We start from the raw sequence: 17,066 nt of genomic DNA on the forward strand, positions 1-17,066 counted from the left end.
AAGACTCTTTTTCGAAGAATTCCCCCCGGCGCGACAGCGAAGGACTGCAACGTGGATCTTTACGAGTACCAGGCACGTGACCTATTCGAGAAATACGAGGTGCCGGTTCTCGCGGGCATCATCGCCGACACCGCCGAAGAGGCGAAGGCGGCCGCCGAGAAGATCGGTGGCGTCGTCGTCGTCAAGGCCCAGGTCAAGGTCGGCGGCCGAGGCAAGGCCGGCGGCGTGAAGGTCGCCAAGACCCCCGAAGAGGCGTACGAGGCTGCACAGCAGATCCTCGGCCTCGACATCAAAGGCCATGTCGTCAAGCGCGTCATGGTCGCGGCCGGCGCCCGCATCGCCACCGAGTACTACTTCTCGGTGCTGCTCGACCGCGCCAACCGCTCGTACCTGAGCCTCGCGAGCGTCGAGGGCGGCATGGAGATCGAGCAGCTCGCCGTAGAGAAGCCCGAGGCCCTGGCCCGCATCGAGGTCAACCCGCTCACGGGCATCGACGCCGCGAAGGCGCTCGAGATCGCGCAGGCGGCCGGCTTCGACGCCGAGCTCGGCCCGAAGGTCGCCGACGTGTTCGTGAAGCTCTACGACGTCTACAAGGGTGAGGACGCCACGCTCGTCGAGGTCAACCCGCTCGTGCTCACGGAAGAGGGCGACATCATCGCGCTCGACGGCAAGGTCTCGCTCGACGAGAACGCCGCGTTCCGGCACCCCGACCACGAGGCGCTCGAAGACAAGGACGCCGCCGACCCGCTCGAGGCGAAGGCCAAGGAGAACGACCTCAACTACGTCAAGCTCGACGGCCAGGTCGGAATCATCGGCAACGGCGCCGGGCTCGTCATGTCGACCCTCGACGTCGTCGCCTACGCGGGCGAGGCACACGGCGGCGTGACCCCGGCCAACTTCCTCGACATCGGCGGCGGAGCATCCGCGGCCGTCATGGCTGCAGGCCTCGACGTCATCCTCGGCGACCCGCAGGTCAAGAGCGTCTTCGTCAACGTCTTCGGCGGCATCACCGCGTGCGACGCGGTCGCCAACGGCATCGTCGGCGCGCTCGACACCCTCGGCGCCACGGCCTCGAAGCCGCTCGTCGTGCGCCTCGACGGCAACCGCGTCGAGGAGGGCCGCGCGATCCTGCGCGAGTATGCCCACCCGCTGGTGACCCTGGCCGAGACGATGGACGAGGGCGCCGACAAGGCCGCCGAACTCGCCAACGCCTGACTCATCCGGATCAAAGGACTGTAGAGAAATGTCGATCTTCCTCAACAAGGACTCCAAGGTCATCGTCCAGGGCATCACCGGCGGCGAGGGCACCAAACACACGGCGCTCATGCTGAAGGCCGGCACCCAGGTCGTCGGGGGCGTCAACGCCCGCAAGGCCGGCACGACGGTTTCGCACACGGATGCCTCGGGCAACTCCGTCGAACTGCCCGTCTTCGCTTCGGTCAGCGAGGCCATGGCCGCGACCGGCGCAGACGTCTCGATCGCCTTCGTCCCCGCGGCCTTCACGAAGGACGCGATGCTCGAGGCCATCGACGCCGAGATCCCGTTGCTCGTCGTGATCACCGAGGGCGTGCCCGTCGGCGACAGCGCCGAGGCGTGGGCCTACGCCCAGAGCAAGGGCAACGCGACACGCATCATCGGTCCGAACTGCCCCGGCATCATCACGCCCGGCGAGGCACTGGTCGGCATCACGCCCGCCAACATCACCGACAAGGGCCCGATCGGCCTCGTGTCGAAGTCGGGCACCCTGACGTATCAGATGATGTTCGAGCTGCGCGACCTGGGCTTCTCGACCGCGATCGGCATCGGTGGCGACCCCATCATCGGCACGACGCACATCGACGCGCTCGCGGCTTTCGAGGCCGACCCCGAGACGAAGGCGATCGTCATGATCGGCGAGATCGGCGGCGACGCCGAGGAGCGCGCTGCCGACTACATCAAGGCTCACGTCACGAAGCCGGTTGTCGGCTATGTCGCCGGCTTCACGGCCCCCGAGGGCAAGACGATGGGCCACGCCGGCGCGATCGTGTCTGGCTCGGCGGGCACGGCTCAGGCCAAGAAGGAGGCGCTCGAGGCGGCCGGGGTCAAGGTCGGCAAGACGCCGAGCGAGACCGCCGCGCTCATGCGCGAGGTCATCGAGGCGCTCTAACACGCGCACGAAAAGGGCGGGTGCCGCGGGTCGAGCCGCGGCATCCGCCCTTTCGCGTGCGCGGCCACCGAACCGTGCGCCCAACACTGCTGTCCGGGCGTGCCTGTGCGGGGCCCGCCCGCCCCGCGGGTAGGGTCGAGTCCGCCATGCATCGCCTCATCGTCGCCCTGCTCAGCGCGCTCGACGCCCTCATCCAGGTCGCGGGGGGACTCGCGGTGATCGCCGCACCCCTGACGGCCCTGTGGGTGTTCGGGTTCGGCGGCGCGGCCGACTGGGGCGCGCTGTGGCCCGCGACGACCGCCGTCTGGCACGCGGGCAACCTGGTGCCTCTTCGGGTGACGCTGCCCGACACCGTCATCGCCGCCGGGATATCCGCGGATGCCGCATCCTTCGCCTTTTCGCTCGCCCCCCTCGGGTTCGCCGCCTTCACGGTCATCTTCGGTCTGCGCTCGGGTGCCCGCGCTGCGCGGTCGGGTGCGTGGGTCATCGGCTTCGCCTCGGCCGTCGTCGTGGCCGGGGCGCTCTCGACGTTGATTGCTCTGACCTCGCACTCCGACGTCGTCTCGGCGGTGCTGTGGCAAGCCATCATCATCCCGACCGCCCTCTACTCGGGTGCGGTGCTCATCGGCGGCTTCGTGTCGGCATGGCGCAACGGCGACGACGGAGCCGTCGATGCCCTCCGTGACAGACTCGAGCGCCGGGGCTCCGCCGACGCGGTCGTGAGCGCGACGGCTCTCGGTGCGGCCGTGACCCTTGCCGCTCTGGTCGGTGTGGGGGCCCTCGTGCTCGCGGGCGGGGTCGCGACATCGGGCGGCGAGATCATCGCGCTCTACCAGGCGGGCAATGTCGACATCCTGGGCGCGATCGTCGTCACACTCGGCCAGCTCGCCTACGTTCCCACACTCATCGTGTGGGCGATCTCGTGGATAGCCGGCCCGGGGTTCGCGATCGGTGCGGGCAGTGCGGTCTCGCCCGTCGGGTCCGACCTGGCCGTCGTACCGTCGATTCCCGTGCTCGGCGCGATCCCCGACGCATCCAATGCCTGGTTCCTGCTCGTCGCGCTCATCCCGGTCGCGGCGGGTGCGCTCGGGGGATGGTTCGCCCGTGCGCGCCTTCACGCGGCGATCGAGGGCGCCGATTCCCGCGGGGAGTCCGGCGACGCGATGGCGCCTCGCCTCGTCACGACCCTGGGTCTGGCGGTCGTCTCGGCCGCGGCCGGGGCGGGGATGGCGTTCGCCGCATCCGGGTCCATCGGTCCGGGCCGGCTGACGGATGTCGGTCCGCAGCCGGGTCCGATCGCCCTGGCGGTGGGCGTCGAGGTGCTCATCGGGGCCGCGATACTCCTGCTCTCCCCGCTTTCTGGCACTCGGAGACCTCGAACGCTCGTCGAAGACGAGGGCCCATCGGGGAGTGGGGCCCGGGAGGCCCCCTCATCGGCGTGGCAGGACCACGCGCCGGCGCAACGGGGCCCGGAGCCGGACCCCGCGCGCGACGACGAGGCCGCGGACGATCAGGCGACGACACCGATCGAGCCGCTCACTCGGTGGTAGCGCCCCGGGCGCGTCTGCCCGACCCCGGTAGACTTGCGGAGTGCTCACGGTCGCGGTCCTCATCTCGGGCACGGGATCGAACCTTCGCGCACTCCTCGAGGCCGCGAGCGAATCGCACTACCCCGCCCGGATCGTGATCGTCGGCGCCGACCGTGAGGCCGAGGGCTTCGCGCACGCCGACGAGTTCGGCATCCCGACCTTCCTCGTCCCGTGGTCGAGTTTCGACTCCCGCGAGGCGTGGGGTGACGAACTGCTCCGCCAGCTCGATGTCTGGAGCCCCGACCTGATCGTGTTGAGCGGCCTGATGCGGCTGCTTCCCCCCGCCGTGGTCGCCGCCTACGCGCCGCGCATCATCAACACCCATCCCGCCTACCTGCCCGAGTTTCCGGGCGCACACGGCGTCCGCGACGCGCTCGCCGCCGGTGCCGCCCAGACGGGCGCGAGCGTCATCGTGGTCGACGATGGCGTCGACACCGGCCCGGTCCTCGCCCAGGAGCGCGTGCCCGTCCGCGACACCGACGACGAAGCGTCCCTGCACGAGCGCATCAAGCCCGTCGAACGGCGCCTGCTGATCGACGTCGTCCGCCGCATCGGATCCGGCGAGCTGGATCTCGCCGCGGCGTCCTCGAACTGAAACAGACCCCACCTACCCGTCCCCGCAAAGGAGCACCCCCATGGCCGGACCGAGCCACGACAAGTCCCTCTATCGTGACCGCGATGTCGTCCCCGTTCGTCGCGCTCTCGTATCCGTCAGCGACAAGACCGACCTGCTCGTCCTGGCCGCGGCCCTGGTGGACGCGGGCGTCGAGATCGTCTCGACCGGTTCGACAGCCGCGACGATCCGCGACGCGGGATACACCGTGACGGACGTCGCGTCCGTGACGGGCTTCCCGGAGTCGCTCGATGGCCGGGTCAAGACCCTTCACCCGGGCGTGCACGCGGGTCTGCTCGCCGACCTGCGCCTCGAGGACCACGAGCGCCAGCTCGCGGACCTCGACATCGCTCCCTTCGAGCTCGTCGTGGTCAACCTGTATCCGTTCGTCGAGACCGTCGCGTCCGGCGCCGAGGCCGAGGACGTGGTCGAGCAGATCGACATCGGTGGCCCCGCGATGGTGCGCGCCTCCGCCAAGAACCACGCGAACGTGGCCATCGTGGTCTCGCCGTCGTCGTACCCCGCGGTGATCGACGCGGTCGCATCCGGCGGTACGAGCCTCGGTCAGCGCCGCGAGCTGGCGGCACGCGCCTTCGCGCACACCGCGGCCTACGACTCGGCCGTCGCGACCTGGTTCGCCGAGGGGACGCTCGCCGAGGGCGAAGACCTGCCCGGTCACCTGACGATCCGCGCCGAGCGGCTCGCGACGCTCCGCTACGGCGAGAACGCGCACCAGCGCGCCGCCATCTACACGCGCACCGGAGGCCACGGCATCGCCCAGGCGACGCAGCTGCAGGGCAAGGAGATGAGCTACAACAACTACGTCGACGCGGACGCCGCCCTGCGCGCCGCCTTCGACATGATCAAGCCCGCCGTGGCGATCATCAAGCACGCCAACCCGTGTGGGATCGCCGTGGCGGCCCCGAGCGCGCTCGACCCGATCGCGAGCGCGCACCTGCGCGCGAACGAGTGCGACCCCGTCTCGGCCTTCGGCGGAGTGATCGCGGCGAACCGTCCCGTGACGCTCAAGATGGCCGAGAACCTACGCGACATCTTCACGGAGGTCATCGTCGCGCCCGGGTTCGAGCCCCAGGCGCTCGAGGTGTTCGCCGAGAAGAAGAACCTGCGTCTGCTGCAGCTTCCGGCCGACTGGAAGCAGGAACGGATGGATGTCCGCCTCGTCTCCGGCGGCCTGCTGCTGCAGGATGCGGACCGGTTCCCCGACGACATCGAGTCGGTCGCGAAGGACTGGGAGCTCGTCTCGGGCGAGCGGCCCGAGGGCGATGACATGACCAACCTCATCTTCGCCTGGAAGGCGTGCCGCGCCGTCAAGTCCAACGCGATCGTGCTGGCCAAGAACTCGGCGACGGTCGGCATCGGCATGGGCCAGGTCAACCGGGTGGACTCGTGCCGCCTGGCCGTGGACCGCGCGGGGGACCGCGCTCCGGGCTCGGTCGCCGCATCCGATGCCTTCTTCCCGTTCGCGGACGGCCCCAAGGTTCTGCTCGACGCCGGGATCTCGGCGATCGTGCAGCCGGGCGGCTCGGTGCGCGACGACGAGGTCATCCAGGCGGCGCGCGACGCCGGTGTGACGATGTTCTTCACGGGCGAGCGGCACTTCTTCCACTGAGCCCGAGTCTTCGCGCCGAGTGCGCTCGCACGAGAGGTGTTTCGGCGGTCGAGCAGGTGGGAGGGTCGGCGGCCGAAGCCCGTGCCGCCATGTCCGATTTCCGCGAGTCGGGCGCGCCGGATCGTGTCAGGCTGGAGGCATGAAGCAGTCCGCCGCCGCCGCGCCGAGGCATCCGTCGATGACGTTCGATGAGCGTTATCGGGCGATCTCGTCGCGTGACACCCGCTTCGACGGGCAGTTCGTCACGGCCGTGCGGACGACCGGCATCTACTGCCGGCCGAGCTGCCCGGCGCGCACGCCGAAGCCGGCGAACGTGTCCTTCTTCGCCACGTCGGCCGCCGCGCACGAGGCGGGGTACCGGGCGTGCAAGCGTTGTCTGCCCGAGGCTGCGCCCGGGTCGCCCGAGTGGGACCTGCGCGGCGATGCCGCTGGTCGCGCGATGCGACTCATCACCGACGGGGTCAGCGAGCGCGAGGGCGTTCCCGGGCTCGCCGCGCGCCTCGGGTACTCCACGCGGCATCTGAACCGGATGCTGACGGCCGAACTCGGCGCGGGTCCTCTGGCCCTCGCCCGGGCGCAACGCGCACACACCGCGCGGATGCTCCTCGTGGGCACCGACCTGACGGCGGCCGAAGTCGCGTTCTCGGCCGGGTTCGCCAGCGTGAGACAGTTCAACGAAACCGTGCGCGAGGTGTTCGGCCTGACCCCGACCGAGTTGCGTGCGCGGGCTTCGCGTGTCGGGCCCGACCAGGGGGGCGCGGGGATCATCCGGCTGGCCCTCCCGTATCGGCGGCCGTTCGACGCATCGGGCCTGTTCGCGTGGATGGTGGCGCGGGCGATCCCCGGGGTCGAGGTCGCGACATCCGATTCGTTTGCGCGCGCCCTGCGCCTGCCGGGCGGCCCCGCGTGGTTCCGTGTGCGCGATGCGGCCCGGCAGGGCCGACTCGTGCTCGAGGCTCGGGTCGCGCGCCCGGGCGATCTCGCGGCGCTCGTCGCGAGAGTGCGGCGACTGTTCGACCTCGACGCCGACCCCCTCGCGATCGACGAGGCGCTCGCGACGGACCCGCTGCTCGCCGAACGTGTCCGCGCCGTGCCCGGGCTGCGGGTGCCCGGCGCGGCCGACCCGCACGAGATGTTGATCCGGGCGATGGTCGGACAGCAGATCACCGTCGTCGCGGCGCGAACCGCGCTGACACGGCTGACCCTCGAACTCGGCGAGCCCGTCGAGCCATGGGAGGGCGTGGACAGGCTCTTCCCGACGATGTCCGCGATCGCGGACCACGGCGCCGAGGTGCTGCGGGGCCCCCGCGCGCGCATCGGTGCGATCACGACGGTCGCCGCGGCGCTCGCCTCGGGCGAACTCGAGCTCGGCCCGGGCGACGACTCCGCCGCGCAACGGGCCGCGTTGCTCGCGCTGCCCGGTATCGGGCCCTGGACCGCGGATTATGTCCGGATGCGCGTGACGGGCGACCCCGATGTGTTCCTCCCCGGCGATGTCGCCGTGCGTACGGGCGCGGTTCGCGCGGGACTGCCGGGCGACCCGCGCGAGCTGACGGCCCGGGCGGCTCTGTCCGCCCCGTGGCGGTCGTACCTGACCGGGCACCTCTGGCGTGCCGTCGCGGACCTGCCCGCGCCCGGGCCTCTCGCGCGCCGGGCGGACATCGGCGAGGAACAACACCCGTCGATCGTCGGATCAACGCCCGCCGGGGCCGATTCCGCACCACCTCTCCTTCCTGATGCACGCCGCACGAAAGGCACCCCCGCATGAACGCAGCCACCCAGAGCGCCCTCGTCGAGGCGATCGACACCCCCGACGGCCCGCTCATCATCGTCGCCGACGCGGACCAGCGCGTGCTCGGCTCCGGTTGGACGACGGATGCCTCGGCCGTCATCGCCCGCATCCACCCGGCCCTCCGGCCCGGCACCGTGCGCGAGGCATCCCTCGACGCGGCGGCCGCAGCCCGCGCGTACTACGCCGGGGCCATCGGCGCAATCGACGATGTGCCCGTGCGCCAGCACGGCACCGACCTGCAGCTGAAGGGTTGGAGCGCGCTCCGCCGCATCGCACCGGGGGAGCCCCTGACCTACAGCCAGTTCGCCGCTGTCTTCGGGTCCCCGACCGCCGTCCGAGCCGCGGCATCCGTCTGCGCGCGAAACGCACCGGCGCTGTTCGTGCCGTGCCATCGTGTGCTCCGGAGCGACGGATCCCTCGGCGGCTTCGCGTGGGGACTTCCGGTCAAGGCGAGCCTGCTCGCCCGCGAACGCGGCGAGGCATACGTCCCGGTGCCGCTGGACTGATCGAGGACGCGCCCCCGACCGCAACGCGGGCGCAGCGGTCGCGCGCTTGCCCCGGGTCACACCGGCACATATCCTGGAAGGCTGTCCGCACCGCGCCTTCGACCAGGCCGGCGGTGCGCAGCTCTTCCGCACCGCCGCGCCGACCAGGCGATTCTGCACGCCCAAAAGGATCATGACTTCGACAGCCTCGACACCCACGCCCCAACCGTCGACCCCGCGTCTGTCGACCCCGCGCGCTCTCGCGCGCCTTCTGCCGTTCGCCCGTCCGGTCGCCGGACGACTGTGGCTGGGCGGTCTCAGCGCGCTGATCGCGAGCCTGCTCGCGCTCACGATTCCGCTCGTGCTCGAGGCGATCGTGGCGGGTCCCATCGCGTCGCGCGACTCGGGACAGATCGTGTGGGGTGCGGTCGTCGTGCTCGGGCTCGGACTCTTCGAGGCCCTCATGGTGTGGGCCCGACGCTGGTTCGTGCTCGGCCCCGCCACGAAGGTCGAGTACGACCTGCGCACCCAGTTCTACGAGCGTCTGCAGCGTCTGCCCGTCGCGTTCCACGACCGGTGGCAGTCGGGCCAGTTGCTCAGCCGCATGATGCAGGACATCGGTCTGATCCGCCGCTGGCTCGCGTTCGGTCTCGTCCTGCTCGTCGTCAACATGCTGACGATCCTGGTCGGTTCGGTCATCCTGTTCCGTTGGCACTGGGTGCTCGGCACGATCTTCGTCATCTGCTCGATCCCGCTGTGGATCGCGGGTTACCGCTTCGAGAAGAGGTATGGAACGCTCGCGCGGCAGAGTCAAGATCAGGCCGGTGACCTCGCGACAGCGGTCGAAGAGAGCGTGCACGGCATCCGCGTCCTCAAGGCCTTCGGGCGCGGTGGCCACGCCCTGCAGAAGTTCGCCCGTCAGGCCGAGGGTCTGCGCGAGACCGAGTTGAGCAAGGCCCGCGCGGTCGGGCTGATCTGGTTCTGGCTGGTGTTGCTGCCCGACATCGCCTTCGCGCTCTGCCTGGCAGCGGGCATCGTGCTCGCGCAGATCGGGCAGCTGAGCGTCGCGGAACTGTTCGCGTTCTTCGCGATGGCGACGGTGCTGCGCTGGCCGATGGAATCGATCGGCTTCCTGTTCTCGTTCCTGCTCGACGCGCGCACGGCAACGGATCGTCTGTTCGAGGTGTTCGACGAAGAGAACACGATCGTCGACCCCGACAAGCCGCGCAAGGCGGCCGAGGTTCGTGGTGAGCTCGCATTCCGCGGTGCGCACTTCCGGTACCAGGATGCGGCCGAGGGGGAGCGCGACCTGCTGGACGGCATCGACCTCGTGCTCCGCCCGGGAGAGACGATGGCGCTCGTCGGCCTGACCGGGTCGGGCAAGACGACGCTTACGACCCTGCCGACGCGCCTCTACGACGTGACGGCGGGCCGGGTGGAGCTGGATGGCGTGGATGTCCGCGAACTCACCCTGCACGAGCTCCGGGGCCACATCGGCATGGCGTTCGAGGACGCCACGCTGTTCTCGGCCACGGTGCGCGAAAACGTCCTGCTCGGACGCGAAGACCTCGAGCCCGGTAGCGCCGAGGCCGAGCGTGTGCTGCGCGAGGCCCTGGACGTCGCGCAGGCTGCGTTCGTCGACGATCTCCCGGACGGGGTCGACACGATCATCGGAGAGGAAGGACTGAGCCTGTCGGGCGGTCAGCGGCAGCGTCTGGCTCTCGCCCGCGCCGTCGCGGCCAAGCCCGCGGTGCTCGTGCTGGACGACCCGCTCTCGGCCCTCGATGTCGACACCGAGGCGCTCGTCGAGGCGGCGCTGCGCCGCGTCCTCGAGACCACCACGGCGCTGATCGTCGCGCACCGTCCCTCGACCGTCGCGCTCGCCGATCGCGTCGCGCTGCTCGAGGACGGCCGCATCACGGGTGTCGGCACGCACTCCGAGCTGCTGCGCACGAGTGCCCACTACCGGCACGTCATCTCGAGTCTCGAGGCGGAAGCGAGCAATCCGAGGCCCGAGCGCCCGGACGGGATACCGGACGCCTCGATCGCCGAGGCCGACCCCCTGTCATCCGCATCCATCGTCGACCGTGAGGGGCCCGGCGCCGCCGGCCTGGGAGGGGTGAACCCGTGAGCACCGTCACCGGAACCGAGGGCGAAGACCGCTCCGACTATACCCGGGCCGAGAGTCGACAGATCCGTCGCCGGTCGCTGCGCCTGCTGGGCTCGCTGCTCACGCCCGTGCGCGGCAACCTGATCCTCGCGCTCACCGTCCTGGTCGTCTCGACCGCGCTGCGCGTGCTCGGCCCCGCCCTGATCGCCTACGGAATCGACACGGCGCTGCCGGCGGTGCTCTCGCGCGCCGACTGGCTGCCGACGATCGGTGTCGTTGCGGCATTCGTCGTGTCGGCGATCGGCGGAGCTGTGCTGATCGGCTGGTACGTCGTCGTGACCGCACGCCTGACGCAGACGATCATGCTCGACCTGCGGATGCGGATCTTCCGCCACACGCAGCTTCTGAGCCTCGAGTTCCATGAGTCCTACACGTCGGGTCGCATCATCTCGCGGCAGACGAGCGACCTCGACTCGATCCGGGAGCTGCTCGACGGCGGCCTGAACGAGCTCGTCTCGGGCCTGCTCTACGGCGGATTCACCCTCATCGCGCTCGTGCTGCTCGACTGGCAGTCCGGCATCATCCTCGTCGTGATGGGCGTGCCGCTGTGGCTGCTGATGCGCTGGTTCTACCGGCGTTCGCAGCTCGTGTATCGCGAATCTCGGGTGGTCAGCGCACAGGTGATCGTGAAGTTCGTCGAGACGATGACGGGCATCCGCGCCGTCAAGGCGTTCCGACGCGAGAAGCGTGACGACGAGGACTTCGGCGAGCTCGCCAGCCAGTACCGTGACGTCAATATCCGGTCGATCCGCCTGTTCGGAACGTTCGAGCCCGGCCTGATGGCGGTGGCAGCGACCACCGTCGCGCTCGTGGTGCTCTGGGGTGGCCTCCGTGTCGCGGGTGTCGCCGGGGGCGCCCTCGACGTCGGTGTTCTGCTGGCCGCGGTCCTCTACGTGCGCAACTTCTTCTCACCGCTGCAAGAGGTGGCGTTCTTCCTCAACTCGTACCAGTCCGCGACCGCGGCGCTCGAGAAGGTTTCGGGCGTGCTCGAGGAGCAGCCGACGGTGCCGGATCCCACGAAGCCCGTCGACCTCTGGAAGGCCCGCGGTCACGTGCGATTCGACGGGGTGGAGTTCGGCTACGGCGGCGACCGCACGATCCTGCCCGACTTCACGCTCGACATCCCGGCCGGCCAGACGGTCGCGCTCGTGGGAACGACGGGTGCGGGCAAGTCCACGCTGGCCAAGCTCGTGTCGCGCTTCTACGACCCCACGCGGGGCCGCGTGACGCTCGATGACGTCGACCTGCGCGATCTGCACCCCAAGGATCTGCGCCGCGCGATCGTCATGGTCACGCAGGAGGCGTACCTGTTCAGCGGCTCGGTCGCCGACAACATCGCGTTCGGCAAGCCCGAGGCGACGTTCGAAGAGGTCCAGGCGGCCGCGCGCGCGGTGGGAGCGGATGCGTTCATCCGGGCGCTCCCGGACGGCTACGACACCGATGTGAACAAGCGCGGTGGCCGGGTCTCGGCGGGCCAGCGTCAGCTGATCTCGTTCGCCCGCGCCTTCCTCGCCGACCCCGCCGTGTTGATCCTCGACGAGGCGACGGCTTCGCTCGACATGCCGAGCGAGCGGTTGATCCAGGATGCGCTGCAGCACCTGCTCGCCGACCGCACCGCGATCATCATCGCGCACCGCCTGTCGACGGTCGCGATCGCCGACCGGGTGCTCGTGATGGAGCACGGCCGGATCGTGGAGGACGACACTCCGCAGGCGTTGATCGCGGGAACGGGACGTTTCGCCAAACTGCACGAGGCGTGGCGCGAGACCCTCGTCTAGGGAGTTGCGATCGTCGCTATGATCCAGGCGGGGACTTCCCCGACTGACGACGGGGGCTCCCATGGCGCAGACCGACCTGCCGCTCGAGACGCTGCGGGTGTACCGGCCCGAGGTGGCCGAACCATCCGACTTCGACGAGTTCTGGGCCGACACGCTCGCGCAGGCGCGCACCATGGCGTGGGCCCCGGAACTCGCCGCGGTCGACACCCCCATCGATGAGCTCGTGATCGAAGACCTGACGTTCGCCGGCTTCGGGGGCGAGCCGATCAAGGGCTGGGTCACCCGGCCGCGGGGCGAGGGTCCGTGGCCGACGGTCGTGGAGTTCATCGGCTACGGCGGTGGGCGCGGCCTGCCGGGCGAACGGCTGCTGTGGGCGGCTTCGGGATACGCGCACGTGCTGATGGACACGCGGGGCCAGGGGAGCGGCTGGGGCTCGGGCGGCGATACCCCGGACCCGCACGGTTCGGGCGCCGCCGGTTCGGGGTACATGACACGGGGCATCACGGCACCCGAAACGTACTTCTACCGCCGCGTCTTCACCGACGGCGCGCTGCTGATCGACGCCGTGCGAGCCCTGGACTTCGCCGACCCCGATCGCATCGCGGTCACGGGCGGCAGTCAGGGCGGTGCGATCTCGCTCGCGGTCGCCGGGCTGTCCGGCGCGAGCGTGCGGGCGGTGATGCCGGATGTCCCGTTCCTCTGCCACTTCCGACGCTCGGTCGAACTGACACCCGAGGCGCCCTTCACCGAGGTCGCCGCCTACCTGGCCGTGCACCGCGGTGCTGACGACAACGTCTTCCGCACCCTGTCGTACTTCGACGGCGTGAACTTCGCCCGGCGCATCGAGGTCCCGGCCCTCTTCTCGGTCGGCCTCATGGATCCGATCGTCCTGCCCTCGAGCGTCTTCACCGCGTACAACCACCTCGCAACGGACGACCGTGAGATCGAGGTGTACGCGTACAACGGGCACGAGGGCGGCGGGCACGCGCAGTGGGTGCGCCAGGCGCGCTGGCTCGCGGCGCGCATGGGCTGAGCAGAAGAAGGCGGGCGGACGGGGCAGCCCCGGGTCGGCGTGGGATGCTGGTGCCATGACCGCTCCCTCGACGATGCTGACCGAGATGCCCGATCCGCAGTTCGTGATGTCGGTCGAGGGCTACCGCATCGCGACCTACACGTGGGGCGACGAAGCGGCCGAGCCGGTGCTGTGTGTGCACGGCTTCTCGTCGAGCTGTCGCGACAACTGGGTCGACACGGGCTGGGTGCGCGATCTGACCCGCGCCGGATTCCGCGTGATCGGGGTCGACCAGCGCGGCCACGGCGCGAGTGACAAGCCGCACGATCCTCGCGCGTACGCGATGGACGACTTCCTCGCCGACCTCGAGATCGTGCTCGACACCTATCTCGTGGACGAGGTGCGATATGTCGGATACTCGCTCGGTGCGCGCGTGGGGTGGCAGTTCGCGGTCGAGGCCTCGCATCGCGTTTCGCGGGCGGTGCTGGGCGGCATCCCCGACGGCACACCGCTCGGACGGTTGAAGCTCGAGCAGGCGCGAGCGTTCGTCGAGGACGGTGTCGAGATCACCGACCCGGTCACGCGCAACTACGTGACCCTGTCGGAGCGGGTGGCGGGCAACGATCTGCGCTCGCTCATCGCTCTCGCCGAGGGAATGCGCCTGGGCGACGCGGACCCCGACCCCACGCATCCGCCGCGCCAGCCGATCCTCTTCGCAACGGGAAGCGACGACGCGATCATCGAGCGATCCCGCCTACTCGCCGAGGCGACGCCGAACGGCCGCTTCGTCGAGATCCCCGGGCGGCACCACTTCAACACGCCCGGTTCGCGGGACTTCCGGAATGCGGCGCTGGAGTTCCTCGTCGAGCCGTAGCCTCGTCGCGCGGGGTCCGCGTCAGATACGGATCTCGGCGATGACCTCGCCGTACTCCGTCTCGCCCACGGGTGTGAATCCGACGCGACGGAAGAAGGCCTCGGGTCCCCCCTCGCCCGCCTCGTAGATGACGTTGACGTGGTCGAGTCCGCGCGAGCGTGCCTCCTCGACGAGCGACTGCACGGCGAAGCGCCCGACGCCACGGCCCTGGTCGTCCGCGTCGACGTTGATGCGCCACAGCACCGAGCGGAAGTAGTCGATCGAGGCATCCTCGTCGAAGTTCGCGCTGACGAAGCCGACGACCTCATCGCCGTCCGAGACGACGCGCTGCCAGGAGGTGGTCGGATCGGCAACCGTGGCCGCGACCCCGTATGAGACCGGTGCGAGGTACTGTTCCTGCCCCGGCTTCAGAGACAGGTTGTTCACCGCCACGATCGTGGAGGCGGACAGTTCGACCAATCGCAGCTCAGCCATAGCGACAGGCTAACGGCTGATGGCGCGACCACCCACACTTCGATGTTTCGGAATGTGACCTGACGATGAACATCCGGAGCGTCGCACGGAGTCCCCGCCCCGTCCTTCCGGGGGTCTACGGTGCCGAACTATCTTGACGTCGAGATACATTTTGCAGCGGTGGGATAGGGTGGACAAGACGTGAATGGAGACTTCCTGGTGACCGAATCGACCATCATCTACACCCACACCGATGAGGCCCCGGCCCTCGCGACGGCATCTTTCCTGCCGATCGTTCGCGCCGTCGCGCGGCAGGCGGGCGTCGACGTCGAGACGCGCGACATCTCGCTCGCCGCTCGTGTGCTCGCCGCTTTCCCGCAGAAGCTGACGCCCGAGCAGCAGGTCGGCGACGCGCTCGCCGAGCTCGGCGGCCTCGCCACGCTTCCCGAGGCGAACATCATCAAGCTGCCGAACATCTCGGCTTCGATCCCGCAGCTCAAGGCCGCCATCGCCGAGCTGCAGGCGCAGGGATACGACATCCCTGACTACCCGGATGAGCCCACGACGCTCGACGAGAAGGACGTCCGTGCGCGCTACGACCGCATCAAGGGCTCGGCCGTCAACCCGGTGCTGCGCGAGGGCAACAGCGATCGCCGCGCGCCGCTGTCGGTGAAGAACTACGCCCGCAAGCACCCGCACGTGAACAAGCCGTTCCCCGCCGGTTCGAAGACCCGTGTCGCGACCATGGGTCACGACGACTTCAAGAGCAACGAGAAGTCCTGGGTCGCCGCCCACGACGACGTGCTGACCATCCGCCACACAGCGACGGACGGCACCAAGACGGTGCTCAAGAGCGACCTCAAGGTTCTGCCGCGCGAGATCATCGACGCGACCTTCCTCTCGGCCAAGGCGCTCGACGCCTTCCTGGCAGAGGCGCAGGATGCCGCCAAGGCCGACGACGTGCTCTACTCGGTGCACCTCAAGGCGACCATGATGAAGGTCAGCGACCCGATCATCTTCGGCCACGTGGTCCGTTCGTACTTCGCCGATGTCTTCGCCCGATACGGCGACAGGATCGCGGCGGCCGGCCTCGACCCGAACAACGGGCTCGGCGCGATCCTCGCCGGTCTCGCCGATGTCGATGGTGGCGACGAGATCATCGCCGCGTTCCACGACGCCCTGGCTGCCGGGGCACGCGTATCGTACGTCAACTCCGACAAGGGCATCACGAACCTGCACGTTCCGTCGGACGTGATCGTGGATGCTTCCATGCCCGCCCTCGTCCGCAACGGCGGCAAGCTGTGGGGTGCCGACGGCGGCGAAGACGACACGATCGCTGTGATCCCCGATTCGTCCTACGCGGGCGTCTACCAGGCCGTGATCGACGACGTGATCGCGAACGGCCCGCTCGACCCCGCCAAGATCGGCACGGTGCCGAACGTCGGTCTCATGGCCCAGGCGGCCGAAGAGTACGGCAGCCACGACAAGACGTTCGAGATCGCCGCCGACGGCATCGTCCAGGTCCTCGACAGCTCGGGCGAGGTGCTGATCGAGCACGCGGTCGAGAAGGGCGACATCTGGCGCGCGACGCAGACCAAGCACATCGCCGTCATCGACTGGGTGCGTCTTGCCGTCTCGCGGGCGCGAGCCACGGGTTCGCCCGCCGTCTTCTGGCTGGATGTCAACCGCTCGCACGACGCGCAGCTGATCGCCAAGGTGCACCAGGCTCTCGCCACGCTCGACGTCCACGGTCTGCAGCTGTCGATCCTGTCGCCCGAAGAGGCGACGCGCTACACGCTGTCGCGCATGCGGCACGGCCTCGACACCATCTCGGTGACGGGCAACGTGCTGCGCGACTACCTGACCGACCTGTTCCCGATCCTCGAGGTCGGCACGAGTGCCAAGATGCTCTCGATCGTTCCGCTGCTCGCGGGCGGTGGCCTGTTCGAGACCGGTGCCGGCGGTTCTGCCCCGAAGCACGTGCAGCAGCTCGTGGGTGAGAACTTCCTGCGCTGGGACTCGCTGGGCGAGTTCTTCGCTCTCGCTGCTTCCTTCGAGCACCTCGCGGACCGCACCGGAAACGCCCACGCGAAGGTTCTCGCCGACACGCTGGATGCCGCGACCGGAACGTTCCTCGAGAACGACCGGTCGCCGGGTCGGGCCGTGGGCATGATCGACAACCGCGGCAGCCACTTCTACCTGGCGCTGTACTGGGCGCAGGAGCTGGCGAAGCAGACCGCCGACCCCGAACTCGCCGCGCGCTTCGCGCCGGTCGCCGCTGAGCTGGCCGCGAACGAGCAGACGATCGTGGACGAACTCGCCGCGGCGCAGGGCACGCCCGTCGACATCGGCGGCTACTACCACCCCGACGAGCAGCGGGTCGACGCCATCATGCGTCCCTCGAAGACGCTGAACCGCATCATCGACGCCCTGTAGCGCAGACGCGCTCTCGCGCAGACGGAAGAAGAGCGGATGCCTGAGGCATCCGCTCTTCTTCCGTTTCGGCAGTGTCGACCCGTACTCC

At 69.7% G+C, this 17,066-nt stretch carries 13 protein-coding genes; 12 read left to right on the top strand and 1 reads right to left on the bottom strand.

What is annotated here, in order from left to right; all coding sequences use genetic code 11:
* Positions 1-51: 51 nt before the first annotated feature.
* The 11 genes from sucC (at position 52) to CGU35_RS02520 (ending at position 14,089) form a co-directional block, all read left to right on the top strand.
* Complete coding sequence (gene sucC / locus CGU35_RS02470) at positions 52-1,215, top strand: ADP-forming succinate--CoA ligase subunit beta (protein ID WP_100810023.1); 1,164 nt, start codon at positions 52-54, stop codon at positions 1,213-1,215.
* Positions 1,216-1,243: 28 nt separating this feature from the next.
* Positions 1,244-2,146, top strand: a complete 903-nt coding sequence (sucD, locus tag CGU35_RS02475; protein ID WP_100810024.1) for a succinate--CoA ligase subunit alpha — start codon at positions 1,244-1,246, stop codon at positions 2,144-2,146.
* A 146-nt stretch (positions 2,147-2,292) separates the two neighbouring features.
* Positions 2,293-3,696 (top strand): cell division protein PerM, encoded by a 1,404-nt coding sequence (locus CGU35_RS02480; protein WP_181003499.1) that lies wholly within the window; start codon positions 2,293-2,295, stop codon positions 3,694-3,696.
* A 40-nt stretch (positions 3,697-3,736) separates the two neighbouring features.
* Complete coding sequence (gene purN, locus CGU35_RS02485; RefSeq protein WP_100810025.1) at positions 3,737-4,330, top strand: phosphoribosylglycinamide formyltransferase; 594 nt, start codon at positions 3,737-3,739, stop codon at positions 4,328-4,330.
* Between the two features lie 40 nt (positions 4,331-4,370).
* Positions 4,371-5,978, top strand: a complete 1,608-nt coding sequence (gene purH, locus CGU35_RS02490) for a bifunctional phosphoribosylaminoimidazolecarboxamide formyltransferase/IMP cyclohydrolase (protein ID WP_100810026.1) — start codon at positions 4,371-4,373, stop codon at positions 5,976-5,978.
* Between the two features lie 139 nt (positions 5,979-6,117).
* The gene (locus CGU35_RS02495) at positions 6,118-7,746 is read left to right on the top strand and encodes a DNA-3-methyladenine glycosylase 2 family protein (RefSeq protein WP_232711111.1); all 1,629 of its coding nucleotides are present in this window, start codon (positions 6,118-6,120) and stop codon (positions 7,744-7,746) included.
* Positions 7,743-8,276: a methylated-DNA--[protein]-cysteine S-methyltransferase gene (locus CGU35_RS02500; RefSeq protein WP_100810027.1), complete on the top strand. Its 534-nt coding sequence runs from the start codon at positions 7,743-7,745 to the stop codon at positions 8,274-8,276. The genes CGU35_RS02495 and CGU35_RS02500 overlap by 4 nt, the downstream gene beginning before the upstream one ends.
* A gap of 172 nt (positions 8,277-8,448) precedes the next feature.
* Positions 8,449-10,386 carry an ABC transporter ATP-binding protein gene (locus tag CGU35_RS02505; protein ID WP_100810028.1) on the top strand — a complete coding sequence of 646 codons (1,938 nt, stop codon included), beginning with the start codon at positions 8,449-8,451 and terminating at the stop codon, positions 10,384-10,386.
* Positions 10,383-12,203 carry an ABC transporter ATP-binding protein gene (locus CGU35_RS02510; RefSeq protein ID WP_100810029.1) on the top strand — a complete coding sequence of 607 codons (1,821 nt, stop codon included), beginning with the start codon at positions 10,383-10,385 and terminating at the stop codon, positions 12,201-12,203. The genes CGU35_RS02505 and CGU35_RS02510 overlap by 4 nt, the downstream gene beginning before the upstream one ends.
* 61 nt (positions 12,204-12,264) lie before the next feature.
* Complete coding sequence (locus tag CGU35_RS02515; RefSeq protein ID WP_100810030.1) at positions 12,265-13,236, top strand: acetylxylan esterase; 972 nt, start codon at positions 12,265-12,267, stop codon at positions 13,234-13,236.
* A gap of 55 nt (positions 13,237-13,291) precedes the next feature.
* Positions 13,292-14,089 (top strand): alpha/beta fold hydrolase, encoded by a 798-nt coding sequence (locus CGU35_RS02520; protein ID WP_100810031.1) that lies wholly within the window; start codon positions 13,292-13,294, stop codon positions 14,087-14,089.
* A gap of 21 nt (positions 14,090-14,110) precedes the next feature.
* On the opposite strand, the gene CGU35_RS02525 is transcribed toward CGU35_RS02520, so the two are convergent.
* Positions 14,111-14,563 carry a GNAT family N-acetyltransferase gene (locus CGU35_RS02525; RefSeq protein WP_100810032.1) on the bottom strand — a complete coding sequence of 151 codons (453 nt, stop codon included), beginning with the start codon at positions 14,561-14,563 and terminating at the stop codon, positions 14,111-14,113.
* 198 nt (positions 14,564-14,761) lie between these two features.
* Between CGU35_RS02525 and CGU35_RS02530 the strand changes: the two genes are divergently transcribed.
* A complete protein-coding gene (locus CGU35_RS02530) occupies positions 14,762-16,978 on the top strand; it encodes an NADP-dependent isocitrate dehydrogenase (protein WP_100810103.1) in 2,217 nt (738 codons plus the stop codon).
* Positions 16,979-17,066: the final 88 nt, after the last annotated feature.

Source organism: Microbacterium sp. BR1 (assembly GCF_002812725.1).
Taxonomy (GTDB): domain Bacteria; phylum Actinomycetota; class Actinomycetes; order Actinomycetales; family Microbacteriaceae; genus Microbacterium.

Coding starts and splice junctions, on each gene's coding strand:
- CGU35_RS02520 (WP_100810031.1), top strand. CDS start 13,292: ATGACCGCTCCCTCGACGATGCTGACCGAGATGCCCGATCCGCAGTTC.
- CGU35_RS02525 (WP_100810032.1), bottom strand. CDS start 14,563: ATGGCTGAGCTGCGATTGGTCGAACTGTCCGCCTCCACGATCGTGGCG.
- CGU35_RS02515 (WP_100810030.1), top strand. CDS start 12,265: ATGGCGCAGACCGACCTGCCGCTCGAGACGCTGCGGGTGTACCGGCCC.
- CGU35_RS02505 (WP_100810028.1), top strand. CDS start 8,449: ATGACTTCGACAGCCTCGACACCCACGCCCCAACCGTCGACCCCGCGT.
- CGU35_RS02500 (WP_100810027.1), top strand. CDS start 7,743: ATGAACGCAGCCACCCAGAGCGCCCTCGTCGAGGCGATCGACACCCCC.
- CGU35_RS02480 (WP_181003499.1), top strand. CDS start 2,293: ATGCATCGCCTCATCGTCGCCCTGCTCAGCGCGCTCGACGCCCTCATC.
- CGU35_RS02495 (WP_232711111.1), top strand. CDS start 6,118: ATGAAGCAGTCCGCCGCCGCCGCGCCGAGGCATCCGTCGATGACGTTC.
- purH (WP_100810026.1), top strand. CDS start 4,371: ATGGCCGGACCGAGCCACGACAAGTCCCTCTATCGTGACCGCGATGTC.
- sucD (WP_100810024.1), top strand. CDS start 1,244: ATGTCGATCTTCCTCAACAAGGACTCCAAGGTCATCGTCCAGGGCATC.